At 39.4% G+C, this 26673-nt stretch carries 28 protein-coding genes and 2 pseudogenes; 10 read left to right on the top strand and 20 right to left on the bottom strand.

Annotated features, from left to right (window positions below; translation table 11 throughout):
• The first annotated feature begins 77 nt into the window (after positions 1 to 77).
• A protein-coding gene (locus tag L641_RS0111965) for an IS3 family transposase (protein WP_086007400.1) occupies positions 78 to 1258 on the top strand; the annotation gives its coding sequence in 2 pieces (ribosomal slippage) (positions 78 to 336 and positions 336 to 1258; 1182 coding nt in all).
• Positions 1259 to 1288: 30 nt separating this feature from the next.
• Here L641_RS0111965 and L641_RS23590 read toward each other — a convergent pair.
• The gene (locus L641_RS23590; RefSeq protein ID WP_033103103.1) at positions 1289 to 1534 is read right to left on the bottom strand and encodes a helix-turn-helix domain-containing protein; all 246 of its coding nucleotides are present in this window, start codon (positions 1532 to 1534) and stop codon (positions 1289 to 1291) included.
• Positions 1535 to 2042: 508 nt separating this feature from the next.
• On the opposite strand from L641_RS23590, the gene L641_RS0111955 reads away from it, so the two are divergent.
• From L641_RS0111955 to L641_RS0111930, 6 genes are all read left to right on the top strand, one after another.
• On the top strand, positions 2043 to 2942 hold the full coding sequence (locus L641_RS0111955; RefSeq protein ID WP_008109692.1) for a cation transporter: 900 nt from the start codon (positions 2043 to 2045) through the stop codon (positions 2940 to 2942).
• Between the two features lie 99 nt (positions 2943 to 3041).
• Positions 3042 to 3686: a class I SAM-dependent methyltransferase gene (locus L641_RS0111950; protein WP_008109690.1), complete on the top strand. Its 645-nt coding sequence runs from the start codon at positions 3042 to 3044 to the stop codon at positions 3684 to 3686.
• An 81-nt stretch (positions 3687 to 3767) separates the two neighbouring features.
• Complete coding sequence (locus L641_RS0111945) at positions 3768 to 4064, top strand: hypothetical protein (protein ID WP_223230508.1); 297 nt, start codon at positions 3768 to 3770, stop codon at positions 4062 to 4064.
• A 73-nt stretch (positions 4065 to 4137) separates the two neighbouring features.
• Positions 4138 to 5430, top strand: a complete 1293-nt coding sequence (locus tag L641_RS0111940; RefSeq protein WP_008109686.1) for a TolC family protein — start codon at positions 4138 to 4140, stop codon at positions 5428 to 5430.
• Positions 5431 to 5500: 70 nt separating this feature from the next.
• Positions 5501 to 6397 carry an efflux RND transporter periplasmic adaptor subunit gene (locus L641_RS0111935; protein WP_008109684.1) on the top strand — a complete coding sequence of 299 codons (897 nt, stop codon included), beginning with the start codon at positions 5501 to 5503 and terminating at the stop codon, positions 6395 to 6397.
• A 10-nt stretch (positions 6398 to 6407) separates the two neighbouring features.
• A complete protein-coding gene (locus L641_RS0111930; RefSeq protein ID WP_024602003.1) occupies positions 6408 to 9536 on the top strand; it encodes a CusA/CzcA family heavy metal efflux RND transporter in 3129 nt (1042 codons plus the stop codon).
• An 83-nt stretch (positions 9537 to 9619) separates the two neighbouring features.
• Here the strand turns inward: L641_RS0111930 and L641_RS0111925 are convergent, their stop codons facing one another.
• Together L641_RS0111925 and L641_RS0111920 are read right to left on the bottom strand one after the other, a co-directional pair.
• Positions 9620 to 10507: a cation diffusion facilitator family transporter gene (locus L641_RS0111925; RefSeq protein ID WP_008109680.1), complete on the bottom strand. Its 888-nt coding sequence runs from the start codon at positions 10505 to 10507 to the stop codon at positions 9620 to 9622.
• Positions 10494 to 11225, bottom strand: coding sequence for a transglutaminase family protein (locus tag L641_RS0111920; protein WP_005245162.1), 732 nt, complete (start codon positions 11223 to 11225; stop codon positions 10494 to 10496). Before L641_RS0111920 ends, L641_RS0111925 begins: the two co-directional genes overlap by 14 nt.
• 79 nt (positions 11226 to 11304) lie before the next feature.
• Between L641_RS0111920 and cadR the strand changes: the two genes are divergently transcribed.
• On the top strand, positions 11305 to 11694 hold the full coding sequence (gene cadR / locus L641_RS0111915) for a Cd(II)/Pb(II)-responsive transcriptional regulator (protein ID WP_008109677.1): 390 nt from the start codon (positions 11305 to 11307) through the stop codon (positions 11692 to 11694).
• 526 nt (positions 11695 to 12220) lie between these two features.
• On the opposite strand, the pseudogene L641_RS23585 reads toward cadR, so the two are convergent.
• Positions 12221 to 12583: pseudogene (locus tag L641_RS23585) on the bottom strand (recombinase family protein).
• A 433-nt stretch (positions 12584 to 13016) separates the two neighbouring features.
• Here L641_RS23585 and L641_RS0111905 point away from each other — a divergent pair.
• Both L641_RS0111905 and L641_RS0111900 read left to right on the top strand, forming a co-directional pair.
• Complete coding sequence (locus L641_RS0111905; protein ID WP_008109672.1) at positions 13017 to 13538, top strand: DUF305 domain-containing protein; 522 nt, start codon at positions 13017 to 13019, stop codon at positions 13536 to 13538.
• Between the two features lies 1 nt (position 13539).
• Complete coding sequence (locus L641_RS0111900) at positions 13540 to 14271, top strand: glutaredoxin (protein WP_008109669.1); 732 nt, start codon at positions 13540 to 13542, stop codon at positions 14269 to 14271.
• A gap of 216 nt (positions 14272 to 14487) precedes the next feature.
• Here the strand turns inward: L641_RS0111900 and L641_RS0111895 are convergent, their stop codons facing one another.
• From L641_RS0111895 to L641_RS0111820, 16 genes and pseudogenes are all read right to left on the bottom strand, one after another.
• Positions 14488 to 14838 carry a hypothetical protein gene (locus L641_RS0111895; protein ID WP_024602002.1) on the bottom strand — a complete coding sequence of 117 codons (351 nt, stop codon included), beginning with the start codon at positions 14836 to 14838 and terminating at the stop codon, positions 14488 to 14490.
• Positions 14839 to 14888: 50 nt separating this feature from the next.
• The gene (locus L641_RS0111890; RefSeq protein ID WP_008109666.1) at positions 14889 to 15260 is read right to left on the bottom strand and encodes a hypothetical protein; all 372 of its coding nucleotides are present in this window, start codon (positions 15258 to 15260) and stop codon (positions 14889 to 14891) included.
• Between the two features lie 10 nt (positions 15261 to 15270).
• The gene (locus tag L641_RS0111885; RefSeq protein WP_024602001.1) at positions 15271 to 15693 is read right to left on the bottom strand and encodes a hypothetical protein; all 423 of its coding nucleotides are present in this window, start codon (positions 15691 to 15693) and stop codon (positions 15271 to 15273) included.
• Positions 15677 to 16342 (bottom strand): isoprenylcysteine carboxylmethyltransferase family protein, encoded by a 666-nt coding sequence (locus L641_RS0111880; protein ID WP_008109662.1) that lies wholly within the window; start codon positions 16340 to 16342, stop codon positions 15677 to 15679. Before L641_RS0111880 ends, L641_RS0111885 begins: the two co-directional genes overlap by 17 nt.
• Positions 16335 to 16670: pseudogene (locus L641_RS0111875) on the bottom strand (DUF2933 domain-containing protein). Before L641_RS0111875 ends, L641_RS0111880 begins: the two are co-directional and overlap by 8 nt.
• A gap of 9 nt (positions 16671 to 16679) precedes the next feature.
• Positions 16680 to 17033 carry a cupredoxin domain-containing protein gene (locus L641_RS0111870; protein ID WP_004589267.1) on the bottom strand — a complete coding sequence of 118 codons (354 nt, stop codon included), beginning with the start codon at positions 17031 to 17033 and terminating at the stop codon, positions 16680 to 16682.
• 11 nt (positions 17034 to 17044) lie between these two features.
• Complete coding sequence (locus L641_RS0111865) at positions 17045 to 19288, bottom strand: heavy metal translocating P-type ATPase (protein WP_008109658.1); 2244 nt, start codon at positions 19286 to 19288, stop codon at positions 17045 to 17047.
• 101 nt (positions 19289 to 19389) lie between these two features.
• Positions 19390 to 19803 (bottom strand): MerR family transcriptional regulator, encoded by a 414-nt coding sequence (locus tag L641_RS0111860; protein ID WP_008109656.1) that lies wholly within the window; start codon positions 19801 to 19803, stop codon positions 19390 to 19392.
• Positions 19804 to 20108: 305 nt separating this feature from the next.
• Positions 20109 to 20531, bottom strand: a complete 423-nt coding sequence (locus L641_RS0111855) for a hypothetical protein (protein ID WP_024602000.1) — start codon at positions 20529 to 20531, stop codon at positions 20109 to 20111.
• A gap of 147 nt (positions 20532 to 20678) precedes the next feature.
• Positions 20679 to 21530, bottom strand: a complete 852-nt coding sequence (locus L641_RS0111850; RefSeq protein ID WP_238529425.1) for a formyltransferase family protein — start codon at positions 21528 to 21530, stop codon at positions 20679 to 20681.
• Positions 21518 to 22213 (bottom strand): heparan-alpha-glucosaminide N-acetyltransferase, encoded by a 696-nt coding sequence (locus L641_RS0111845; RefSeq protein WP_259413530.1) that lies wholly within the window; start codon positions 22211 to 22213, stop codon positions 21518 to 21520. Before L641_RS0111845 ends, L641_RS0111850 begins: the two co-directional genes overlap by 13 nt.
• Complete coding sequence (locus L641_RS0111840) at positions 22204 to 23079, bottom strand: copper resistance protein B (RefSeq protein WP_008128029.1); 876 nt, start codon at positions 23077 to 23079, stop codon at positions 22204 to 22206. Before L641_RS0111840 ends, L641_RS0111845 begins: the two co-directional genes overlap by 10 nt.
• A complete protein-coding gene (locus L641_RS0111835) occupies positions 23076 to 24914 on the bottom strand; it encodes a copper resistance system multicopper oxidase (RefSeq protein WP_008128031.1) in 1839 nt (612 codons plus the stop codon). The genes L641_RS0111840 and L641_RS0111835 overlap by 4 nt, the downstream gene beginning before the upstream one ends.
• A gap of 27 nt (positions 24915 to 24941) precedes the next feature.
• Entirely contained in the window at positions 24942 to 25412 is a 471-nt protein-coding gene (locus L641_RS0111830; protein ID WP_008467847.1) for a nuclear transport factor 2 family protein, read from the bottom strand.
• A gap of 15 nt (positions 25413 to 25427) precedes the next feature.
• Entirely contained in the window at positions 25428 to 26315 is an 888-nt protein-coding gene (locus tag L641_RS0111825; protein ID WP_024601999.1) for a CopD family protein, read from the bottom strand.
• Between the two features lie 19 nt (positions 26316 to 26334).
• Positions 26335 to 26673, bottom strand: a 339-nt coding sequence (locus L641_RS0111820; protein WP_024601998.1) for a copper resistance CopC family protein, incomplete at its 5' end; no start/stop codon positions are given.

The following is a 26673-nucleotide window of genomic DNA, read 5'->3' as shown; positions in this document are numbered from 1 at the left end:
TGTAGTGGTACAGTGATTTTGGCCACCCATTAAGAAAGAAATGTTATGCTAATAAGCATACAAATTTGGGTGAAAAAATGACGAAATTAAAACGCGCAACGTATTCTGCGGCAATCAAATTAGAAACAGCTCAGCTTGTAGTTGACCAAAGTTATACTCAAGAAGAAGCAGCCAAAGCGATGGGGGTGGGTAAATCAACCGTCAGTAAGTGGGTTACTCAATTAAAGCAAGAGCGGAGTGGCCAGACACCATCTGCTTCACCAATGACGCCCGAACAAATTGAAATCCGCGAACTTAAAAAGCAAATCCAACGCATTAAATTAGAAAAGGATATATTAAAAAAGGCTACCGCTCTCTTGATGTCCGACTCCCTGAACAATTCTCGTTAATTGAGAAACTAAATCAACGAGAGCGTTACCCAATTAGCGTGCTGTGTAACGTATTCAATGTGCATCGTAGCAGCTATAAATATTGGGCTATACGGGATACAACGCCGACGCCAGAGCAAATAAGGCTAGAAGCTGAAGTTAAAGCCATACATGCAATGAGCGGCGGCTCAGCTGGGGCGCGGACAATCGCGGCAATAGCAACGAACAATGATTTTGAATTGAGTCGTTATCGTGCTGCTAAGCTAATGGTTAAATTAAAGCTTGAAAGCTGCCAAGTACCTCAACATTCATATAAACGCGGTGGTAATGAGCACCTTGAAATTCCAAATCTGCTTGATAGACAATTTGATGTTGTTGAGCCAGATACCGTGTGGTGCGGTGATGTGACGTATATTTGGACAGGCAATCGCTGGGCCTATTTAGCGGTCGTTGTTGATTTGTTTGCACGTAAAGTCGTTGGTTGGGCAATGTCGTTGTCGCCAGATACTAACTTAACGCTAAAAGCGCTTGAACTCGCGTATGAAAGCAGAGGTAAGCCAAGTGGACTGATGTTTCATTCAGACCAAGGTAGTCATTATACAAGTTTAAAATATCGTCAACGTTTATGGCGCTATAAAATTACACAAAGTATGAGCAGGCGCGGAAATTGTTGGGATAATGCGCCAATGGAGCGATTTTTTAGAAGCTTTAAAACGGAGTGGATGCCAAAGGTTGGATACGAAAACTTTAAAGATGCTAAATATAGTGTGAGTGATTATATCAACGGGTATTACAACAACGTTAGGCCACATCATTATAATGCCGGTTTAGCGCCAAATGAATCTGAGGTTAGATACCAAGATTCTAAAGCTGTGGCCAAATTTTATTGACCACTACAACATAACGTCTCCTTTTATTTATTATTTCTTTTGTTCCATTCTTTCAATAGTTCGGTGAACCGTGGGGCGGCTAACAGAATATTTCTTCGCTAATGCAGAGATCGATTCACCATTTAATTTATCTTTATATAATTCTTTCGCTTGTTTGTCTGATAAAGCAGGCAATCTGCCCATGTGTTTGCCTTTAGCTTTAGCCTCTTCACGACCTTCTGTGGTTCTGGCTTTTATAAGATCCCGCTCAAGTTGAGCGAATATGTGGCTACGCATAATGTTTGAGATTATTTCTCATCAAGCCAGATTGGGTGAGTACTAGGAAATCTTCGTCAGATTTGAGCCTGAAGCAGTCGTAAACGATGGTACAAAATTACTTCAGCTAAAATTCACTTTGATACGAAACCGGACATTAGGCTTAGCGTATCTCATGACAAGTGTTCCAACAATATAGTCGTTGCTCTTACTTTTAAATTTAAATCTTGTTTTAGATCCTCTGTACAATTAGTAACACACCAACGCGACTTTAATGTGGAATTAGGATCATCGGTTAATTTATTCTATCTAGATAGCTCTTCTATTTTTTATCTTTGATAAACATCGGTATAAAACGGGCAGTCCAAATAATGTTAGCAGTGTTTGCTGTCACTACCCCCCAACAATTATTTTCTTGGAATAGCTATTTGAGTTACTTCCCAAACTTTTCATATTGAATAATTTTTATTTGACTCTATAGCCACTATAGATTTTATACTTATTTTAATATTATTACGGAATGTTAAATATGTCAGAAAAATGTAGTGGTCAGTGTCAATCATCTTCTACCAATGAAGATGTAAAAATTGATACACAATTAGATAACTATAGTGGCGCGTTTGTCAGTACATTTAAAGTACCTCAAATGGACTGTCCTTCAGAAGAGAGATTGATTAGGTTAGCACTTGACTCAATTGAGCCTTCAGTTGGGTTGCAATTTGATATTCCTAGCCGTTTAGTCAAGGTTTTTCATGATGAAAATTTAGATGAGATAACAAAAAAATTACAACAACTCAATCTCGGTGCAGAGTTGGCATCAACTAAAGAAAGTTGCAGCACCGAAGCTGCAAAAGCAAAAGATCTAGCCCAAAAAAATGAGATGAAAGAAGCATCAACCCTAAAATGGTTGTTAGCCATTAATGGAGTCATGTTTTTTATAGAAGTAATTGCTGGGTTGATTGCACAGTCTGCTGGCCTAATTGCAGACTCATTAGATATGTTTGCTGATGCTGCTGTGTATGGTTTGGCTATTTATTCGGTAGGTAAAAGTATCAGCATGAAACTTAGAGCGGCACATATATCTGGTGTGCTTCAAGTTATTCTAGCGCTAAGTGCTTTGAGCGAAGTCGTAAGACGCTTTGTTTACGGTAGTGAACCGATCTCTTCTTTAATGATGATATTTGGTGGAATAGCACTAATCGCTAACATTGCTTGTCTATTTTTAATATTTGGTAATAAAGAAGACGGCGCTCATATGAAAGCAAGCTGGATTTTTTCCGCAAATGACGTTATTGCAAATGTTGGGGTAATCTTAGCTGGCTTTTTAGTTACAGTAACAAGCAGCCGTTATCCAGATTTAGTGATTGGTTTGATTATTGCTGTTGTAGTTTTAAACGGTGCTCGCCGTATCTTACAGCTAAAGTATTAAACAAATTCATCATGGCTATTTATTTAAATTTTAAAACCATTAATAGCATCTTTATAGCTAGTTTAAGTCTGCTTCAAACGGCTAAAGGGAAATGAAGTTATGAAAAACAATGCCTACATTCCGCCATTACGATTTCATTGGTTAACTAATTTTTATGACAGCCTCGTTGCTATCACCACGAGAGAAGCATTTTTTAAAAAACTGATTGTAGATAAAGTTGCCAACGTCAAAGGAAACAACCTACTTGATGTTGGATGTGGAACCGGAACGCTAACAAAATTAATAGCTGAAAAATCACCTAAATATACCGTAATAGGCTTAGATGCAGACCAAACCGCTTTAGATATTTCACAGAAAAAAGTTATAGGCAAGGATCTTAATATTTCTTTTAGACAGGGCTTTGGACAAGAAATGCCTTTTAGTGATAATTCCTTTGATATCGTAGTTTCAAGTTTGTTTTTTCATCACTTAAGCCGTTCAACTAAGCGTGCGACATTAACTGAAATTCGTCGGGTACTTAAACCGGGTGGCATTTTATTAATTGCTGACTGGGGAAAGCCGACTTCAATATTTCAACGGATATTGTTCTTTGTCGTTCAGTTATTAGATGGTTTTGAAACTACAAAAGATAATGTAGATGGAGTCCTTCCTTCTTTAGAGGTTGAATCAGGGTTTACTCATGTTTCAGATTTAAACATAGTCCCAACGACTTTGGGAACTATCAGACTGATTGAAGCGAACTAGATAACAATGAACCTAATGCGTCCGTCATATTTTAAACCATATATATCATACGTGATAATGATTTTAATCGCGGTGCAATCTGTGTTTTTTTCGCTAGAAGAGCTTGAAGTAAACTTAATTGAAAGTTCTTTTAATACATCACTAACTGAGTCTATTACCCCGCTAGAATCTCCAGAAACCTCCAATTTATTTGAGGTGAGTAATAGCCAAACTTTAATTGATAATTGTAATTTTTGTTGCTGTTGTCACTTATTTTTAAATGCAGATTATTCTTGTAATATTTTACAAAAAATAGAATATTTCCTTACCTACGCCTTAGTTTCTCCTGAGCTAAAAGGCTATATGTCGGTGCCATTCCGCCCACCTAAATACGCCTAAATTTTATAGAAAATTAAGAAAGGTCAAATGTTAATGACCTAAATATCACATATAAATTTATAGGAAAGTATACATGGCACTTAATACCTGTGAGCATCGCAAGATAGCAATTTTGAGGTGTGTAACACCTCAGCTTAAATATATCGCGTTTCTCGCGTTGTCACTTTTTACATTTAATGTTTATGCCTTTGAAAAGCAGTTAAATCTTCAAGAGGCAATTCAGTGGACGCTTAAACAAAATCCTGAACTCAAAATATTTGATTTCAAACAAACCGCATTAACAGGACAAGAACAAACAGCAAGTTTAAATCCCGCTTATGAACTAGAAGTTGAAGCTGAGAACTTTGCAGGCTCAGGTGAATTTAATGCATTCGACAGTGCTGAATTAACAGTCGCTCTATCTTCGGTTATCGAAATGGGAGATAAACGCTCAGCGCGGATTGGACTTGTTTCAAAATCAAGAGCACTACTCAATGCTGAGAAAGAAGTCTCTGCGCTTAATTTAATGGCTCAAGTCACTGAGAAGTACGTGGAAGTACTTGCAGCCCAACAAAGAGTGATATTGGCAGATAATGCATTGAGCTTAGCACAAGAAACGTTAGAGATTGTATCTCAGCGTAACCGCGCAGGTGCTACTCCTGAGGCTGAAGTGAAACGTTCAAAAGCAGTTATTGCTCAGGCTAACCTCACCCTTCAATCTGAACAAAAGCGCTTGGAATATCTAAAGCTTTCTTTATCAGCTTACTGGGGAGAAACATCAGTGTCATTCTCTAGAGTAACTGGAGATCTGTTTCAGTTTGGCAATGATAGTGATTTTAGTAGTCTCTTTGCGAAATTAGAGAAAAACCCTGCTATTCAAGTTTATGCAAGTGAGCAGCGACTAAAAGAGGCCGAATTACAGTTGGCTAAAACAGAGTCAACGGCCAATATCAAATGGTCTGTTGGTGTTAGGCGCTCTCAAGAAGCCAATGATACGGCACTGGTCGCTGGCTTTAGCTTACCTTTGTTTGCTGAAAAGCGAAATTCTGGTGCAATCGCTAGTGCGCTAGCAGAGCGTGACCAAGTTGCCATAGAGAAAGAGGCGACTAAGTTGAGGTTTAGAAATCACTTACTACGAGCATACTCCAATAGAAAACAAGCCATATTAACAGCTAATTCATTAAAGCAGTCGGTTATCCCAATGCTTGAAGATGCACTGGAAGATACTCAAGACGCCTATCAAAAAGGTCGATATGGATATCTTGATTATGTATCGGCTAGACAAGAGCTGTTAAATGCTCGGCGAACCCTCATTGATGCGGCATCTGCTGCCCTAATTTATGGCGCAGAGATAGAAAAACTAACAAACGAAGCGCTGTCACTCTAAATAAACATCACTTTAAGTTTAATAACAATTTATTGATTCAGTTATTAACTGAATCGTTTAGGAATTCAAAATGAAAAACTATTTACTCGCACTATTGATTTTTATTGGGTATCTATCACCCATTCAAAGTGTTATCGCTAGTGAAGATGAACATGAAGGCGAAGAAGGCATTAGCAAAATAAACAATAACATGGCAAAAAGGCTTGGTGTTGAAACAGCCTATTTAGCTTCAAAAACGTTGAACCAAACTATCCCTGTATACGGCGCTACGACGATAGGCGCTGAACAATTATTTCAAGTTGGCGCTAGATATAACGGCGTTATAAAGACAATTAACTCCACTGTTGGTGATAAGGTAAAAAAAGGAGATCTATTAGCCGTTATTGAATCTAATGAAAGCTTAAATACCTATAAAATAACATCCCCTGTTTCTGGGACTGTTTTACAGCGAAATGGAAATATTGGCGGTATCACGCAAAACACTAGCTTGTTTGAAATCGTCAATTTTGACACCTTGTGGGCTGAATTTAAGGTGTTTACCAGCCAATATAATCAAATCAAAGTCGGTCAACCTGTTGATATTGAGCATGGTGAACAGGCATTCAACTCAACCATCACCAATATAATTCCAGCTAAAGATCAGTCTTATGTTTTAGCACGTGTACGTTTAAATAACACTGAGCTAAACCTAACCTCAGGCCAATTATTAATGGGCAGCGTAAAGATAAACCGATTTGAGGTGGATTTAGCCGTCGAGAAAGTTGCGATACAAGAACTGGGAGGACAATTTGGTGTCTTTGTAAAAGAAGATGAAGAGTACGAGTTTGCGCCACTTGTGCTCGGACGTTCAGACAAAAACTATATCGAGGTCATTGATGGCCTCAGTAAAGACGCTGAATATGTAAACAAAAACAGTTATCTGATAAAAGCGGATATTTTGAAATCTGAAGTAGAAGACGACGATTAGGAGACGCAATATGATTGAATCAATTTTGCGTCTTGCAATAAATAGACGCTATTTAGTATTAAGTCTGCTGATGGTAATCATCGGCGTTGGCATGTGGAGTTATCAAAAACTTCCCATTGATGCTGTTCCAGATATAACAAACGTACAGGTACAAATAAATACCTCTGCCCCCGGTTATTCACCTTTGGAAGCGGAACAAAGGGTGACCTTTCCTGTAGAAACCGCCTTAGCCGGATTGCCAAAGCTGTCTCACACCCGCTCCCTGTCAAGATATGGATTATCTCAAGTAACCGTTATCTTTGAAGAGGGAACCGATATTTATTTTGCTCGCAACTTAATCAATGCAAGATTAGCTGCGATAAAAGGCGTTATTCCCTCTGGCTTAGAGCCAGAAATGGGTCCTATTTCGACAGGGCTTGGCGAAATATTTATGTATACCGTACAAGCTTCTCCTGACGCTAAAATGCCTAATGGAGAGCCTTATACCGCTATTGCCTTAAGAGAAATACAAGACTGGATCATTAAACCGCAATTGGCTCAAGTTAAAGGCGTCATTGAGGTCAACAGTATCGGCGGCTACAACAAGCAATATCACATAACGCCTAAACCCGAAAAATTACTTTTTCATCAGGTAACCTTTGAAGAAATATCTGATGCATTACGTAAAAACAATGACAACCGTGGCGCAGGTTATATCGAACAAAACGGACAGCAAGTTTTAGTACGCTCCATTGGGCAACTAGCGACAATAGATGAGATCCTCAATGTCATCATCAAAAAGAACGATGGTATTCCTGTAAAAATAAGTGATGTTGCCAATGTTGCTATAGGCAAAGAACTTAGAACAGGGGCTGCTACTCGTAATGGCATTGAGACAGTGCTTGGTACAACCATGATGCTGATTGGTGAGAATTCTCGCACCGTTGCTTTAGAAGTGGAACATAAGCTCAGCGAAATACAAAAATCTCTGCCAAAGGGCATTACCGCAGAGCCTGTTTACGACAGAACAACGTTAGTAGATAAAGCGATTGCAACCGTTACCAAAAACCTCGTTGAAGGTGCGCTTTTAGTTATTGTTGTGTTATTTATTCTACTTGGAAATTTACGTGCAGCTCTCATTACCGCTGCTGTTATCCCTATTTCCATGTTAATGACAATCACAGGTATGGTGCAAGCAGGAGTATCTGCCAATTTAATGAGTCTCGGCGCATTGGACTTTGGCTTGATAGTGGACGGGGCTGTAATCATCGTTGAAAACTCTGTCCGTAGGTTAGCACAGGCCCAACACAACGGTCATAGGCAAGACTTAAGAGAACGCCTAAATACCGTTTTTGAAGCCACTTCAGAAGTGATACGTCCAAGCTTGTTTGGTGTGGCAATTATCACTGTTGTTTACATCCCCATTTTCACGCTAACTGGCGTTGAAGGGAAAATGTTCCACCCTATGGCGGCAACTGTCGTTATGGCGTTAATTTCCGCAATGATCCTTTCAGTTACACTGGTTCCTGCTGCTGTAGCTGTGTTTATGAAAGGTAAAATCAGCGAAAAAGAAAGTGTAGTTATTCGTTCAACCAAGTCTATTTATGAACCATTGTTAAAAATGGCGATGAAATTTCGTTGGATTATTGTTTCATTCTCAACGCTGTTAATGGGGTATAGCCTTTGGTTAGCAACTACGCTTGGGACAGAATTTGTTCCTCAATTAAATGAAGGTGATATTGCACTACAGGCATTAAGAATTCCATCGACTGGCCTAGAGCAATCAGTAGAAATGCAAGAAGTACTTGAGCAACGTATTAAAGCGTTTCCTGAAGTTGATAAAGTATTCTCGCGCATCGGCACACCAGAAGTAGCAACTGACCCAATGCCACCGAGTATTGCTGATATCTTTGTTATTTTAAAACCACGTAAAGATTGGGCCGAACCTTCAAAGCCAAAGAGTGAATTAGTTGAAGAAATGGAAGAGGTACTGAAAAACATTCCGGGCAACAACTATGAATTCACTCAGCCTATTCAAATGCGTTTCAATGAATTGATTTCTGGCGTTAGAGCTGATGTCGGCATCAAAATATTTGGTGATGATTTGGATCGGTTATTACTCACCGCAAAAGATATTCTAAATATAGTGAAAACCGTGGACGGTGCTGCTGATGCCCGAATGGAACAGGTCACAGGTGTTCCATCTTTATCAGTAATTCCTAAACGAGAAGCGCTTGGTAGGTATGGTTTGAGCGTTACCGAACTGCAAGACTGGGTTGCTACTGCAATTGGCGGTGAATCTGCGGGGATCATTTATGAAGGAGACAGACGATTTGAGTTAGTTGTTCGTCTACCGGAGCAAATAAGAACGGATATCGATAGCTTGAAGCATCTGCCGCTTCCACTTGAGAATGGTAACTATGTGCCACTTGAAGAAGTTGCAGAGCTTAAATCTGAGTCTTTACCTGCTCAAATTAGCCGTGAGAGAGGTAAAAGAAGAGTTGTGGTTACCGTCAATGTTCGTGGTAGAGATTTAGGCGGTTTTGTCAAAGAAGTGAAAGCTAAAATTAATCAGGAAGGAGAAATTCCAGCAGGATACTGGCTTGATTATGGCGGAACCTTTGAACAGCTAGAGTCAGCGAGTAAAAGATTAAGCTTAGTTGTGCCGATCACACTAATTGTTATCTTAGGTATTTTGGTTATTGCATTTGGTTCATTAAAAGATGCATTGATCATTTTCAGTGGTGTACCGTTAGCATTAACTGGGGGCGTAATTTCTCTTTATTTAAGAGACATGCCTTTATCTATTTCGGCAGGTGTCGGCTTCATAGCATTGTCAGGTGTTGCCGTATTAAATGGCTTGGTTATGTTGGCTTTTATTCGAGATCTTTGGCATGAAAAAGGCGACCTTTACGTAGCGATCATTGAAGGTGCCATCATTCGTTTAAGACCTATTTTAATGACGGCACTGGTCGCAAGTTTAGGTTTTATTCCAATGGCGTTAAACACTGGAATTGGTGCAGAAGTGCAACGACCACTAGCAACAGTTGTTATCGGCGGTATTGTATCTTCTACAATTTTAACTTTGTTTGTATTGCCTATTTTATATCAATGGGCGCATGGCGCTGAGAGTAGTAAACAGCAATCTGACGAAATTTAAAAACAAAAAAGCAGCTTAATTACTAGGTTATGCCTAATTAAGCTGCTTTTTATATTGTATGCCCAACATTTTATTGATAAAGCTTACTGCGCTTCATCCCGACAATTTTCATTTAAAAACTCAAACTCTATCGTTGTATGCGATAAATGATAGGAAGATAATTTAGCTGCAACTTCTTGTTTAAGCCTAATTAATTCTTTAACGTCAAAGTTGTCACTCAGCTCAAGGTGCGCTGTTAAAACGTGACTTTCACCATCTAGTGACCAAAAGTGCATGTGGTGGATACCATTAACTTCAGGAAATTCCATTAGTGATAGTTTAATACGCTTTTGAGTCTCTTTATCGGGTGCAGCTTGAAGAAATAAAACGAGTGTTGATTTCAGGTTTTTGAAAACATTAAACAAGATGAACAGCGTGAACCCTATTGATAAAAGGGGATCTAATATCGGCAGTTCAGCGAACAACAGTACGATAGAGACTATAAGAACGGCAACCCATCCAAGTACATCTTCAAGAAGGTGCCATGTCAGCACTTTCTCATTTAATGTTTCACCCGCTTTTAATTTTAATACAGCATATCCGTTAACGGCAACGCCGAGTATCGCTAGCCCTAACATCCCCTCGACTACAGGCATTTCAGGATTGGACAGCCTTGGAATTGCTTCAAATAAAATCCAAATTGAGCCAATGATTAAAACAATACTGTTTATCAATGCGCCAAAGAGAGTAAGTCTACGATAACCATAACTAAACCTATCTGATGCTTCTTTATTTGAAAAACGACTCAATAACCAAGCAAACCCTATAGACAGGCTATCACCCAAATCATGAACTGCATCTGCCATTATCGCCGTACTGTTAGTGAGCCAACCACCTATAAATTCGATAATAGTGAATGTCACATTAAGGAAAAATGCCCAACCAATACGGTCATCTTTACCATGTTGATGACTATGATTATGGTTGTGCATTTTGTACCTCTAGTACTTTTCTATTTCTTAGTTTTGATACATTCATATTAATCAAGTGACGTATCAAGCGTTGATATATCCAGCGTTTGAACCCCGACAAGTTAGTCCCTTTTTCGAGATAGAACTCATCAGGGGAATCATAAAGCCCAAAGTCATCATGAATACCTTCTTTTTGAATATAGGTATTTTCTCCACGCCAATCTGTATCTGGTGATGAAAAGCACTTTGTTGCAACACCATAACCACAAAAATCATCTTTTACTTGGTCAAATTTCTCCTGTAGAGAGCTTAAGTATTGCTCATCCAATATAAAGCCCTCTAAGTTTATCCAACGCCCTTCAAAGTAAACTTCTACCCAACTATGAATGATGTATTTAGGTGCTAACCAAAATACATAGCTTGGGATAGCACCTTTTTGTAGTTGCTGGTCTATGGTAAACCCATGAAATCGGCATTGAATGCCTAGTCCACGCAATAGTGCCATTAACAGATTACCCTTAGTATTACATTGTCCATAACCATCTGCTAGCACATCGCTTGCTGCAATATCATCGCTTTCATTATAACCAAAGAAAATCTCATCTTTTACAAACTGATAAGCGGCACCAATTTTGTTGAAGTTATCCAAGTTTTTCCACCTACGTTGATCGATCAAGGATTGGATATCTTTGTGTTCAAAATTAACGATATTCGTATTGTTTAAATATTTCTCAGTCATTTTTTATATATCCTTTTCGTTGCATACTTATACTATAGACTCTATAGTAACTATAGAGTCAAATGTCTGGGGGAAATTGATGAAAATAGGCGAATTGTCTAAAAAATCGGGCTGTTCAATACAAACGATTAGATATTATGAAAGAGAAGGATTACTGTTAAATCCAAACCGTTCAGAAGGTAATTTCAGGCTGTATGATAGTAAAGCACTTAAACAATTGGAGTTCGTAAAACATTGTCGCAGCCTAGATATATCACTCAATGATATTAAACGTCTTATCGAATTAAAAAATAAGCCAGAAGAAAGCTGCTCTAGCGTTAATGCATTAATTGATCAGCAACTTGCACTAGTGAATAAACGCATGAAAGAATTAAGGGCGCTTAAAGCTGAATTACAACAGATGGCTAGTGCTTGTGGTTCGAACAATACTATTGAAGCATGCGGGATCATTAAGTCACTAGATAGTTAACTCTGTTAGAGGCATACGGGCAGAATATAGAACATTAATCGACTATTGCATGTCCTAAATGTGGACAGATAAAAACGGAAGAAATGCTGACAAATTCATGTCAGCGGTATCACAAGTATGAGTCACACAAGGTTTTGCCAAACTATTGAATGGTGACTGGTGTGTTTACTTCTCATATGGAACAGCAAAATTCCGCCAATTCTAGAACGACAAAATTAGTTGCAGCCGTTAATGCACTAGAGTGTTTAAATTGAAGTTTATTATTGACTCTTCAACGTCTGCTTTACACTCTGAATTTTCGTTAATAACTCAAAAGCTAACTTCCGCTTTTGGCTAAGTGAAGTCATAAGGTATTCATTGATGCTAATGTCCGCAATGTCGGAGGAGCTGCCGTTAGCAAATAGCATCAAATTATCGTAATATAACTGATTGAGTCTCAGATATTATGATTAAAAAATCATACTTTCATAAAAAGAGAGATTGGCGGCATCCCTTTAAAACCTTTCAGTCTAAAATGAGATCAATCTCAATCATTATGCACAGTCACAAATACTCCACATAGGTTGATCATGGCAGTGGCAAACGGATTATCATTTTTGGTATTGAGAGAGCCGTCGATAATATTCAAACAAGCACCTTTCTTATGGATGCTTTCAATTGCCTCAAGAATAGATTTTAACGACCGTCCCAAACGGTCGAGGCGAGTAACAATAACTTCATCACCTTCCCTGATAAAGTCGATGAGTTCCTAAAGCTTTTCTTCATTTCGAATCGAAGCACCAGACTGTTTGCCTTGGAATATTTTTTCACAGCCCTGAGCGTCCAACTTGGACAGTTGAACATTTAAATCTTGTTCTTTAGTTGAAACTCTTGCAAAACCAACTTTCATATATACGAAACCTGTAACTTTCGCACACCTTAACAATTAAATGAACGAAAGTATATTAAATAAATTTCGTACATGAACGTAATAAAAAATAGAAATTCGTACACTACGGATAGAAAATGAATGACAATTCTAACTATAAAGTGACTTAATTATTTCACACGCTTCACTTGTACACGAGCTTGCCATTTGTTGAAGCTCAGCTTGTAGTGCTTTGAGTTCTCCCATTAGATTGTTAACTAAAGCCAATTTAGCCTGTGTCTATCATAAGTTCAAAACTTAAACTTTAGATATAAGCTGAAATTGAGTCAATCGTATTACAAATACTCTTATTGATACTGGCTCATTACTTGCACTTTTTCGAGAACATGACCACATGTAGAGAATAATAGGCTAACAGTGGGAAATATTTACACTATCAATGTAAGGATTACTTATGAAATACTCAAGATTTGCTGCAATGATCATCACCTCAACCATTGCTATGTTTGTCATGATGTATCTCAACACTTACGCAGTATCACATATATGGTTTAGTGAAACGCGTATCTATATGGCGTTGTATATGGGAGCAGGTATGGCAATGATCATGCTGGCCTTTATGCTTGGCATGTACAGTAACAAGAAGCTCAACATGGCTATTTTTCTATTGGCGACAATACTGTTTGCCATATGTCTTTATCTTGTTCGCTCTCAAAGCACAATTTCTGACACTGCTTACATGAAAGCGATGATTCCTCATCACTCCATTGCTATTCTTACTAGTGAGCATTCAACTTTGGAGGATGTACGCGTGCGTGAATTGGCAAATGGTATTATTAAAGCCCAACGAAAAGAAATAAAAGAAATGGAATGGCTGATTAAAGATATTTCTGAAAATGGAAAGGTCAGCTCACAAGCTCAGGCTGAGCAACGACCGCTCCCAAAGTTTGAAGGCACACTGAACAAAGGAGACTAAGATGACTAAGACAGCTACCCTGTACAGAATGGTCACTGACGAACATATCTGCCCCTATGGTTTAAGGTCGAAAGATTTGCTGGAGAGGCAAGGGTATGATGTAGAAGATCATAAGCTCACGTCAAGACAACAAGCTGATGACTTCAAAGCTAAGCATGATGTCAAAACTACGCCACAAACCTTTATTGAAGGAAAGCGTGTCGGAGGATACGATGACTTAAGAGAGTATTTTGGTAAAGATGAAGCAGGTCAAACTGGCACAACCTACACGCCCGTTGTAGCCATTTTCTCGATAGCTGCACTTCTTGCTGTCGCATCTCAACATTTTGCTTCCGGCTCATTTATCTCCATCAGAACACTGATGCTATTTATAGCTTTTTCAATGACGCTCTTAGCGGTGCAAAAACTGAAAGACCTATACAGTTTCACAAATTCGTTTATTACTTATGATTTACTAGCGATGAGATGGATAAGATATGGTTATATTTATCCCTTCATTGAAGCATATGCAGGTATTGGTATGGTTGCCCAACTACAGCCTCTCGCAGTGGCACCATTTTCATTGTTTATCGGCACAGTTGGAGCAATTTCAGTTTTCAAAGCCGTTTACATCGACAAACGCCAGTTAAAGTGTGCCTGTGTAGGCGGCGATAGCAGTGTGCCACTTGGATTTGTATCGCTATCTGAAAACTTATTTATGATCGCGGGAGCATTGATTATGCTGCTGATGTAAAGGTATAGCTCTATTCGGCGGCCCCTTAACTGTTAAGATTAGACCTAGGATGCCAGCCCATACCTTTCTAATTCATATGTAACATTTTTTCTGTCGTACTGGCATCAAGATAACCAGAACTGAGCAAGCAATCTCAAAGGTTGTACAAAATAACACTAAAGTTTTTTCATTAAGTTTTATTGTTGTGCTCTTGTGGTGGCTTTCGCCACCACTTTATTAGTTTTCAAGTTCCACCATATCTTTCGCTGCAATGTCACCAGACACTAGCTTTACAGTTGCGAAATGATCATTCACAATTTTAGTAATTTGTACCGTTCCTACCTTTTCGATAGTGTAGGGATCTTCACCTTCACTCAATACTATTCTTTCATGGAATCTAATAACACTGTATTTTTGCCCAACCTCTGCGCCATGCTTAGCACCAATACAGATTAGAGTTCGATTATCAGAACTTTCTACTACCTGACCTCTCACCATGTATTTATGATAAAAAGTGGTATTGGAACAACCCACTAAATATAAACCGAATGTAAGCAATAAAAGAGCTTTTATATAGGGTGTTTTCATCACTGTTACCTCATTTGACTAACTAATTATCTATACACTTTTTTATGAATTCATTTGTTTTTCCGGCCAGCCCCCGAAGGTGCTTGATGACAACTCCAAGGCTTATGAACAGAGTTATCTTTGATGTTCTGATCAACAAATTTATAGTAACTTTCTTTAGTATGTGTCCACCAATCATTATGAACATCTGCGCCATACTTACGGATTACCTCCTCAATCCCATCAAGGCTTACGTTTGCGGCATCATAGGCAAGGTGTATTTCACCTTCTTTGATGTTGTAACTAACTTCATCTATACCAAAAAGCTGATCTATTTCTTTTACTAACTCGTCACAGCTTTCTTCTGTGACATTGCTAAGCTTTAGATTTCGAACAACTAAATTCTGCTCTCTAACGCCAACTCTATGATTTAAATCGCTCATAATTTTTCTCCTAATGTTTGTGTGAATGCTGTTGATTGCTATCTTTCATTTCTTCCATTTTCCGGTTCATCTGCGGCATCATGTTTTCCATCATTTCCAGATGATGTTCAGCCATTGCAATTTGTTTATGTATAGGTTTGTCTTCCATATCTCGATGCATGATCTGCATAATTTTCATCATTGAACGTCTATGTTTATGCATCATTCTTTTTTGCTTTTCAGGATCTTGTTCAGATTTAATTGCTAAAACTTCTTTTTTCATTTCCATCATCTTTTTATGCATTTTTTCCATATTTTCATGCGACATTGCCATGCCTTGATGCATATCAGCTTTGTTCGCACCTTCATGTTTATGCTCATTGTTTTGGGCAAATGAGCTAGTGGTTATCAGTAGTGAACTAATAAATAAAATTGATTTAGTTAACGTTTTCATGATTTTTACCTTCTACACTTTTATTAAAATTTGGGATCCAACTTGGTGTCGATTCCATATACCTGTGGTACTCCGAACCAAACTCAGCAATCGCTTGTGCTTCTTCGCGTTTCGCTAGCTTGACGTAAACAACGACTAAGATCGGAAACATCGCAAGTGTTGGGATTGTCGGCCACTGCAATAAAAAGCCGAACATGATTAGAATGAAAGCTACATACTGTGGGTGGCGACACCTTGCATACCATCCAGTTGTAGCCAATTGATGATGTTTTTGCGCGTGATGCAATACATTCCATGCTGAAGACAACATAAAGAAACCTGCAACAATAAACACCATACTCACTATATGAAATGGGTCCCAATGGGCATCACCTTGAAATCCAAAGAAAGTATGTAATAAATGCCCATTCTCATGCGCAAAGAAATTTACTTCTGGATAGGTCTCCGTCAGCCACCCCGACAGAAAATAGATAGTTAAAGGAAAGCCATACATTTCAGTAAATAGGGCAACAATAAAGGCAGAGAACACGCTTAGACTTCTCCAATCAGTTGATGTTTTTGGTTTGACAAAACTAAAGGCAAAAAAGATAAAAATTGCTGAGTTCAGTATCACCATTGACCATAAGCCATAATCATATGTTTCATTCATCACTGCTCTCCTTTTTATGTGATTCCTTACGTGCCTTTTCTAACCCTTGTATGTAGCCATCGTGATAGGCTGCATTTTTATCCGTGAGTTCTTAAGAGCTCTCTTCCTTTTTTTCATCAGGCGCATGTGAATGATCGTGACCATGTTTACCATGACTGCCATGCATAAATACGTGCATCAAGGGGCATAGCAATAAAATCAAGTAGGGAAGAAATTGCAGCATATGTTGACCATGCTCAAGCACTAAGAAGTAGGTCACTGCGGCAATAAGTGCCAGTGCAGCCCAGCCTGTAGGTGTTGACCAAAAATTAGGGTGTTGATTTTTCATATTGCCCTCCTAAACGACTTTTAAGACACCGCGATACATTTGCATCTGACAGTGAAACTCATGCTCTCCCGGTGATAAGTTCAATAGGGTAATTTGAGTAATTTCATTTAATTTAAGCTGTTCGCTTATATCCAATGAAGGAATAAGCATTGTTTCAGCGCAGGGGGATTGATCTTTGCGCATAAACTTCAGAGTGACAGGTTGGCTAGCAGACACCTGAATTGAGGATGGGGAATACACACCATCCCTTACTTCAATGAGTACTTCATTACCTTGAACGATTGTTTTATTGGGTTTATATAGCCAAAACCACCAAACAATCAGCGCGATTAACATTAAGCCTAATAAGTTAATAACCATCATTGTGATTCTCCTTAATGCTCTTTTGCTTTAAAAAAGCGAAGTCGATTTGCATTTGACACTACAGTCAATGACGAAAACGCCATTGCAGCACCTGCAATTACAGGGCTAAGCAGAATGCCAAAGAAGGGATATAGAACCCCCGCAGCAAAAGGAATCCCGGCTACGTTATAGACAAACGCGCCAAACAAGTTTTGTTTGATATTTCGTAAAGTAGCTTTGCTTACCGCTATGGCATCAGCAAGGCCATGAAGTGAACCACGCATTAGGGTAATGTCAGCACTTTCGATAGCTACATCAGTCCCTGTGCCTATGGCGAAGCCAACATCGGCTAACGCTAGCGCAGGAGCATCGTTGATGCCATCTCCTGTCATACCAACAATTTCGCCGCCTTCTTGTAGCTCTTTCACCTTGTTGGCTTTATCTTCTGGCAGCACTTCAGCAAGAAACTCACTAATACCCACTTTTTTAGCTACGGCGGCAGCGGTTTCCTTGTTATCACCCGTTAACATGATGACGCGTATACCATTAGCCTGAAGCCGTTTGATAGCAGAGATTGAGTCTGACTTGATAGGATCTGCAACAGCAATGATTGCTGCAAGTTCACCATCTACAGCAAAGTACATAGGTGTTTTGGCTTCTTTGGCTAAAGACTGTGCTTGTTCAACAAAGCCTGTGAGGTCTATGCCTTTTAACTTCATTAGTTTATCGTTTCCGAAAAGCAGGGCTTTGTTGTTGCAGCTTGCTTCTACACCAAAACCCGTAATGGCGTTAAAGGCTTCAATTTTTAGTAACTCAATATCCTGATCTAACGCACTTTCAACAATCGCTTGCGCTAAAGGATGCTCTGAGCCGCTTTCTAAACTTGCTGCAAGCTGTAGTACGTCTTTTTCGTCAGTAGCTTTTGCTAAAATAATATCGGTTACCTTAGGTGCCCCTTCAGTAATAGTGCCCGTTTTATCTAAAATCATGGCAGTGATTTTAGAGGCGGTTTGCAGTGCCTCACCGTTGCGAATAAGCACTCCGGCTTCTGCTGCTTTTCCTACTCCCACCATGACAGACATGGGTGTTGCCAAACCTAAAGCACACGGGCAGGCAATAATAAGCACAGTAGTTGCTGAAACGATGGCAAAAGCAATGGCTGGCTCAGGTCCAAAGTTAAGCCATGCTAGCGCACTTAACACAGAGGTGATCATCACGACAGGTACGAAAAAAGCTGAAATAACATCGGCCAAACGGCCAATCGGCGGTTTTGAATTTTGTGCTCGTTTCACCATATTGATGATCTGTGCAAGCGCCGTGTCTTTACCAACGCGTGTGGCTCTAAATAAAATCATGCCTGATTTGTTCAAAGTACCTGCGACAACCTCATCTTCTTCAGCTTTTTCAGCAGGCATAGGTTCGCCTGTCAGCATGGACTCATCAATAGAGGTGTGTCCTTCCAATACCACGCCATCGACGGGAATTTTTTCACCCGGTTTTACCTTCACAATATCGTTAAATAAAACCTGCTCAATACCTATCTGAACTTCTTTGTTGTCACGAACCACGGTTGCTGTTTTGGCTTGCAAGCCGATAAGACGTTTAATGGCCTCAGAGGTTTTACCTCTGGCTTTGATTTCTAATGCTAAACCTAAATCAATTAAGCCAATGATCATGGCGGTAGCTTCAAAATAAACATGCCGTGCCATCAATGGAACAGCGTCAGGTGCAAACACGACAACCATCGAATACAACCAAGCCGTGCCTGTTCCTAAAGCAATTAGGGTGTCCATATTGGCTGAATGATTTTTGAAGCTCTTCCATGCTCCTACATAGAAATGCTTGCCTGAAAAATACATAACACCAAAAGTTAAAATGCCTACAACCAACCAAGAAATTCGTTCAAGGTTTGTTTCAACCGTCATTTCTCCAACTACAATGCTGTAGATCATCAAAGGAACGCCGAGTGAAAGGGCAATAAACGTATCGCGCATTAGCTTTTTGTAATATGCAAAATCCGCCGCCTCTTTCTCATCAAGCGCATCTGTTGCTGAGCTATCATCAATTGGCTTCGCGTTATACCCCACAGACTCAACAGCTTTGACCAATTCTTCTGTCTTAGCTGTCCCAGAAACTGTTACAGTCCTATCAGCAAAATTCATTTCCGCACTGACGACTCCAAGAGTTGCATTTAATGCCCCTTCAATTTTGCCTACACAGCTAGCACACCCAGCGCCTTCAATGATAAGCTGTTGGTTATGTGATACTTTCTCCAACGTATTCTCCTTACTTTTACACGAAGAGGATTGAGCTTTTGCCTGACAGCAACAGCCTGATTCAGTTTTTATATTTGTGTTAGTAGCCACCCTTTTTCCTCCTATGTTTTTTTAATTTGCTCAAAGTTTTCGATGAGATGACAAACCATGTTTGCAGTCGGTGCTTTGTCTTCCATTTCTTCCCATCGAGAAAGCGCAGAAGACATTTTTCCTCGAAGTGCCAACATTGCTTGAAACTGTTTTTCTGTTTCTTCGAGCCGCTCTTTGATCAGGCTTCTGACTAATGGGCACGCACTTTTACCATCTTCAGATTCATTAATAATTTCCTTGATATCTACAACGGAAAAACCAAGGTTTCTGGCACTTAAAATGAATTTAAGTCTCGATACTTCTTTATTCGAGTATGACTTGTAGCCGTTCACTGACTTGGCAGGTTTTAACAGTCCCAATCGCGAGTAATAGCGCACCGTATCAGCAGTCGTTCCAAGGCTTTTTGCCAGCTCTGCAACTTTCATGTTCACTCCTTAGTTCTTCACCTAAGTTTGTAATCTCACCTACAGCTTAGACCTGTGTCTAAGACACAGGTCAAGTGATTATTCGTGATTAATAATGCAAAAGCTAAAAACTAATTTTTTGGTAAAAGAGAAATCTCGGTCAAAATCGACAGTATTAATTACTGTAAATGGCAATAACTTGAGCATTTTCATAGTGCCTTCAAAATATCGTACTAATCGTTCAAAACAATTGATTATTTAAATCAATGAATAAGTCATTCTATTTTTGATGGGAGTGGCGAAAAAAAGACGCACTGATCCTGTGATTAGCCAATAATTGGTGGACGATAAAGTAAGAGATGGATACCAGATTTTGGTAGGGGTGTACGCTGTAGAAGTAGCTCAGAGTAAATATAGCAAATACCTTCGTCTTGCGCTTCCACAAGATAGGCATTTAAATGAAAGCTTGTACAAAAACCGCCTTCACAACAAACACAATCACCAGCTTTACATTTTTCACAGTCTTCATCACCATGACGGTTTTTAGAATCTTGCGAATTTTCAGTGTGATAGTGACTATTGTCAATCATTGATTGATGATGCATATTTTTGCTTGGTTGTATAATATGCGTGTCGGATGAGCCATTATGATGCTCTTCACAATTCATTGGTTTAGCAATCGCAAAGCCATGCTGCGTAAGCAACACAGTTATTATTACTATTTTAAACCACCTGAAAAGTCCAAACATTATCATTCCTTCTTTAGCACCTACAATATTAGCCACTTTATAAAAATAATTTTATGATCTTGATCAACCTTTGAACTAAAACCTACGTTCTAACCTAGCCCTTAAAGTCTGCTTCAAAACATTTTATACACACTTTTAATATACGAATTACTCTAGTACTGCTGAGTTTACTAGCACCATAGAACTTTTAAAAACAACAGCAAAGCCACCATTCATAGCCACACTAATCAGCGCTTGGTCTTCAAAAATTATGCTGCCTAGCTTGTAGTCATGTTTGAAATCGGCCACCTCTAATTGGCTGACAATAAAAAGCTCTTCATAAATTGTTATTAAGATGCCAAAATGCCCATATTGACGTATTGCTTGCCTAAATTGTTGAGTATCATTGAGCCACGACATGATTCTCCTTTCTATACTAGGTTGCTTCCAATAAGTAGCTAATCGTTTTTGTTGTGGCGTAGCACTCTCATAGATAGTTTCGAGATCATTTAACAAGGTTTGCAGTAAAGATTCCGCAAGTAAGCTTGACTTCACCATTAAGGAGGAAATGGATTCATTTTGTCCTACTTCAAATTGTTCTTGGAGTAAGATATCTCCGCCATCAAGCATATATGTGATTTTGTGTATGCTTACACCTGCAAATTCTGGTAGATCCACAATGTAAGTTAATGGCGTAGGGCCTCTACCTTTAGGTAAAAGTGAGGGATGAATATTAAAGGCATATTTTATATCTGTTATGGGCAGTCTATATCCATAGTCAGCAACGACAAAAAGAGTTACTCCAGATTTTATATATTCATCAAGTTCTTCTTTAGTCGGTCTTAAAGAATGTGTCATTATCTTATGTATGCCACAAATTCGTTTAACGATACTTGCGTTTTCCTCTACATCATTAATATAAACAGCTTCAACACTAAAGCCTTGGTTAACCATAAATGTTAAACAGTTTGAAAAGAGATTATTTCCGAAATAGAGGACTTTCATATTCAATTGATCCATTCGATAGCGCTAAAGCCAGCAAAAAGCAAAGGTTGGTGAAGTAAATAAATCAGTAAAGAGTGTTGACTAAGCAATGTCAAATAAGGGTTTATCGCATGTTGATTGGCGGGAGCCAGACGAAAGATTCGGAAATTTGCAGCCCAGATACCGAGCAAGGGCAAAGCCAACCAAGGAAAAAGAGTAACCAAGTCACTAGGATGTTTTGAAATATATTGTTCAATATAGCTAAAAGGCCAATTCCACGGTATTTCTATCGCTATGTATGCGCTAAAAATAAATAAAGATAGCAGCAAAGCAAGTTTAGGTTTCCCCACCAACCAAACTAATAGAAGTGTTGCAACTGCTATGAAGTGTAAAATACCAAAGTAAATCCAATGTTCTGGCAAGGTAAATAGTGAGGATAAAGTCACTAGTAACGCAGCACTAGATATCTTAACCGTTCGCCAAGCTAATTTCTTCGCTGATATACCACCTTGATAGGAATAAACCAGACTGGCACCAACAGAAAACAAGAACAAACTTACAATTATTGCTCTTAGCTCTTTCCAGAAAAAGCCGTTAGGTATGTCTGTTCTAATATAACCAAAATAGTTTAAATCCCAGACAAAATGAAAAGCTACCATCAATATAATTGCGGTAGCTCTCATTAAATCAATGTAGTTATTTCTTCGTATTAAAACCAAAATCTTAAACCGGCAACAAACTCAGTATCGTTGCTGCTCTGCTCGTTTAGCTTGGCGTAATCTGCTGTGCTACCAAATTTATTAGTCCACTCTACACCTACATAAGGTGCAAATTGGCGAGTAAATTCATAACGAACCCTAACGCCAATAGCAGTACTAGATAGCCCACTGCCTAGCTCATTTTGTTCATCGTCTTTACCATAAAATGTTATTTCAGCACGAGGCTGTATAATGAGCCTTTGTGTTAAAAGCAGCTCATATTCAGCTTCTGCTGTAAATGCTGTATTGCCGCTCTCACCTACATACGCTGTCATATCAAGCTCAAACCAATAAGGTGCTAAGCCTTGAATACCAAACGCTAACCATTGACGGTTTTTGCCTTCTTTATAATAATCGTAGCGAATACCGACTTGCGTATCCCAATAAGCCGAAATTGCATGACCCCATAAAATATCAGTTTGATTTTCTTCAAGCTTGCCATAACTAACATCGCCCTCGGTTTTTATCACTAATCGATTAAAGGTGGTGCCGTACCAAGCTTGTAAATCGAAAACAGCAGCATCGGCTTGTTCGTTATACTCAAGGCGATCACCTAAAATAGCGTAAAACTTATACTCATCTGCAAGGGTTAAGCGCTCGCCATCTGCTAAAGCATATGGCCCTTGCGTTAAGGTTGTGCCATTAGCATAAGCGTGTGGATCGCGAGCATTTTTAGGGGCATCGCCGCCTTGCGGCTGCATTTTATCGCCCGCCATATCGCCAGACATGTCGCCCATTTCAGTTTGAGCAAACACATTCAGGCTCAATAACGGTGCGCTAATTAATAGTGCACTAGTAAGTACTGTTGATAAGGTTAAATTTCTCATGATACAACCACCTCTCTAAACATACCTGCATCCATATGAAACAGTAAATGACAATGCCAAGCCCAACGACCAACATCATGTGGCGTAGTTAAAAAGCTAATTCTTTGGGCGGGCTGTACCATTATGGTATGGCGGCGAACTAACACATCGCCTTGATCGTTCTCCAAGTCGCTCCACATACCATGTAAATGCATAGGGTGTGTCATCATGGTATCGTTTTGTAAAATAACTCGTACCCGCTGATTATGCTTCATATGCACAGGGGTACTTTTACCAAACTCTAAGCCATCAAAAGACCAGCTGTAGCGTTCCATGTTGCCGGTTAAATGCAGCTCAATTTCGGCTTCGGGTGCTTGGTGGTCAACTATGCCATCAAGAGAGCGTAAATCTGCAAGTGTTAAAACTCGACGGCCGTTATTGCGCAGCCCAACACCAGGATCGTCTAAGTTTGTGCGTGGCGTATCAACGCGCATATCAATTGAGGCGCCATATTCTGTTTTAGCGTGGCGAACTTTCTGACTTGGAACAGCCAGTGGGTTTTTACCCATATTATGCTTACTATGGTCCATTGCCATTGCACCGTGGTCCATTGTGCTATGATCCATTGCCCCCTGATCCATACTGGTTTTGTCCATGCTAGCGTGGCCCATAGCGCTGTGATCCATTCCAGGCATAGCAGAGTGATCCATATTGCCCATCATATCCCGCATTGCTAACCACTCAACTGGGTCAAGTGCAGGCACTGGCGCATCAATATTAGCAGCGACAGACAAAGTCCCTTTGGCATAACCTGAGCGGTCCATGCTTTGTGCAAAAATTGTGTATGCGTCATTTTTAGGCTCAACAACCACATCGTAGGTTTCACCTGGACCAAAGCGAAACTCATCTACGGTAACGGGTTCAACATTTTGTCCATCTGCTTGTACCACAGTTAATTTTAACTCTGGGATACGTACATCAAAAAAGGTGTTACTTGAGCCATTAATAAATCTTAAACGTACTTTTTCGCCCGCTTTAAACAGCCCACGCCAATTAGCCATTGGCGCAGTACCATTCATTAAATAGGTCATTGCCGAAGCCGATAAATCAGCTAAATCGGTTGGACTCATTCGCATCTGGTTCCACATTTCACGTCGTTGAAGTGCATTAGCAACGCCGCTTGTTGCTATGTCATCAAAAAACTCAGGTACAGTGGGCTGATTAAAGTTAAACACATCCCCCTGAATTTTTAATTTACGGAATAACTCCATAGGATCATCATCAGTCCAATCAGACAATAGGATGACATGCTCATTGTCAGCACTAATAATATCCTTTTCTCTTGGCTCAATAATTAACGCCCCATACATACCGGTCATTTCTTGAAAGCCACTGTGTGAGTGATACCAATAAGTACCGCTTTGTTGTAACTTAAATTTATAAACAAACGTTTCGCCAGGCATAATGCCTTTAAAGCTAATGCCCGGTACACCATCCATTTGATACGGAAGAATGATCCCATGCCAATGAATTGAACTCGGCACTGATAATTTATTAGTTACCCTGATAGTAACGTCATCACCTTCTCTGAGGCGCAAGGTAGGAGCTGGTATTGAGCCATTGATTGTTGTAGCCATTCTTACAACACCTGTGAAGTTTACGGGTGACTCATCTATCACTAAATCTATTACTTCTCCACTTAGTTCGGGCGCAGTACCTGTTGAAGTTCCAGCAATCAAAGATGAAGCTGCATGAAGAACACTTGGAAAAGCAGCTAATACACCGCCAGCAATTACACCTTGTACAAAGCGTCTACGTGGCGTAGAAACTTGATGTAATGGATTTTTAATTCTCATTTTGTACTCCGTTATTTAACCAATAAATTAATGTGACCAATGAATGTGCTTAATCTTCCATTCACCATTTTGTTTTTCCAGCACCATCGTTTCCATGCCTTGATAATCGCGTTCAACACCTTTATGAGTACCTGTAGTTTGACTACGCGACGCAGAGATAGCGGTATTTCCAAGTATCGTCACTTGATGTTCAAGTGTGTCGCTCTTCATCGCTGCTAAATACTTCATATCCGACAACATATGATGATGAGCATATTCATCAGCGCTCCTTTCAACGCGGCCTCCCTCGAAAATGGTGACATCATCCGCTAACTGCGCTCTAGCCTGTTTTTGATTGCCAGTTTCAAGTGCTTGATGAAATGCCAAAACAACTTTTGCGGCAGGGGTATCTATACCTTTAAACAAACCTTTGTCTTTGTTCTTATCACCATGAGCGTTTGCTGCGAAACTAAACGTCATTAATAAAACAAGTAATATATTTATTGTTTTCATTTTCATTCTCTCTTTTAGGTTTTAATTTGCAGGGCCAACAACACTAGTAAGCCCAGCCGTTACAGATAAAATGGCAAAAGCTACTAGCATTTCTATCGAGATAGATTTAGATAAAGCCTCTCTGCCTTGACTATTTTTAAGTTGTGGAACGAGTATTAGTTTATGTTTAGCAGCAAGTGCCAAAATAGACACTACAAGGGCCAATTTAAACAACAGTGTTTGTCCGTAACTTGAGCTTATTAGTGCATCAAGACTTCCGACCAATTGAATCACGAGCCAGAGGCCTGCTACCAACAATAGGCTCACTGTAAAACTTGCTTGTTTGCCAAAGCTTTCCATCAGCAAATGAAGTTCTGCATAACTTAGCTGATGGCAAGCCTGTTTTAGTGGCAATAACGCCCCAAACCACCATGCCATAACGAGCACATGCAAAATAAGCAAGCCTTTTTCAATTGTGCCTAACTCAGAAATATGACCCAGTAACGTGAATGAGTATGCAAGGATTAATAAACTCAACATTAAAGCGCTTTGTTTTAAGTACGAGTTCACAGCGAGTTTGAACCTTAAAGCTAAAGCGATTATTGCGGTAACTAGCCCAAGCGCTCGAAGCAAAGCTCCAGTGCCGACAGAGGAGTCCCACATAATAGCCAACATATCAGCGTCTATCGCCCCCTGAATTCCCTCTTCTGCCATTGCACCAGTACTGGCAAAGAACCAAGTAATATTAGCGATCAAAGCCATAACTATATAAGTTCTTGTCCACGTTAAATTCGCTATTACAGCATTAGTATGAGATTCATTATTCTCAAATATTTGCCTGAAAAATGTATAACCAGCAATACAGGCAAAGCCGACGTAAAATACAATTTTAGACAGTACAATGACTGTATTCCAGATATACATTTCCATATCAATCACACCGCCTATTTTAGTGAACCATAAAGCCGAAGCTATGTTTCATTTTATGACCATCGTTACCTAAGAAGGTTACATCCACAGCATAGTTTGCAGGAGCTAATTTAGGTAGTTTCCATGTAAATTTGCTAGTAGCGACTTTAGAAGGCTCGAATCCAAATTTAAATTCTTCGCCTTGTTTATTGGCCAATGAAACTTTTACAACCCGTACCTCTTTGTTGAACACCAAAGTTAACTCTTCTGGAGGATTCATTAGCATTGCATTATCAGCAGGCACACTTTTTTCAAGATGCACATGCGCAAATACCGCACTACTAAAAACGACACTGATTACGGTTAAAAATTTAATTAG

Source organism: Pseudoalteromonas sp. TB41 (genome assembly GCF_000497975.1).
In the GTDB taxonomy this organism is placed as follows: Bacteria; Pseudomonadota; Gammaproteobacteria; order Enterobacterales; family Alteromonadaceae; genus Pseudoalteromonas; species Pseudoalteromonas tetraodonis.
This window is presented reverse-complemented; position numbering and strand designations above follow the sequence as displayed.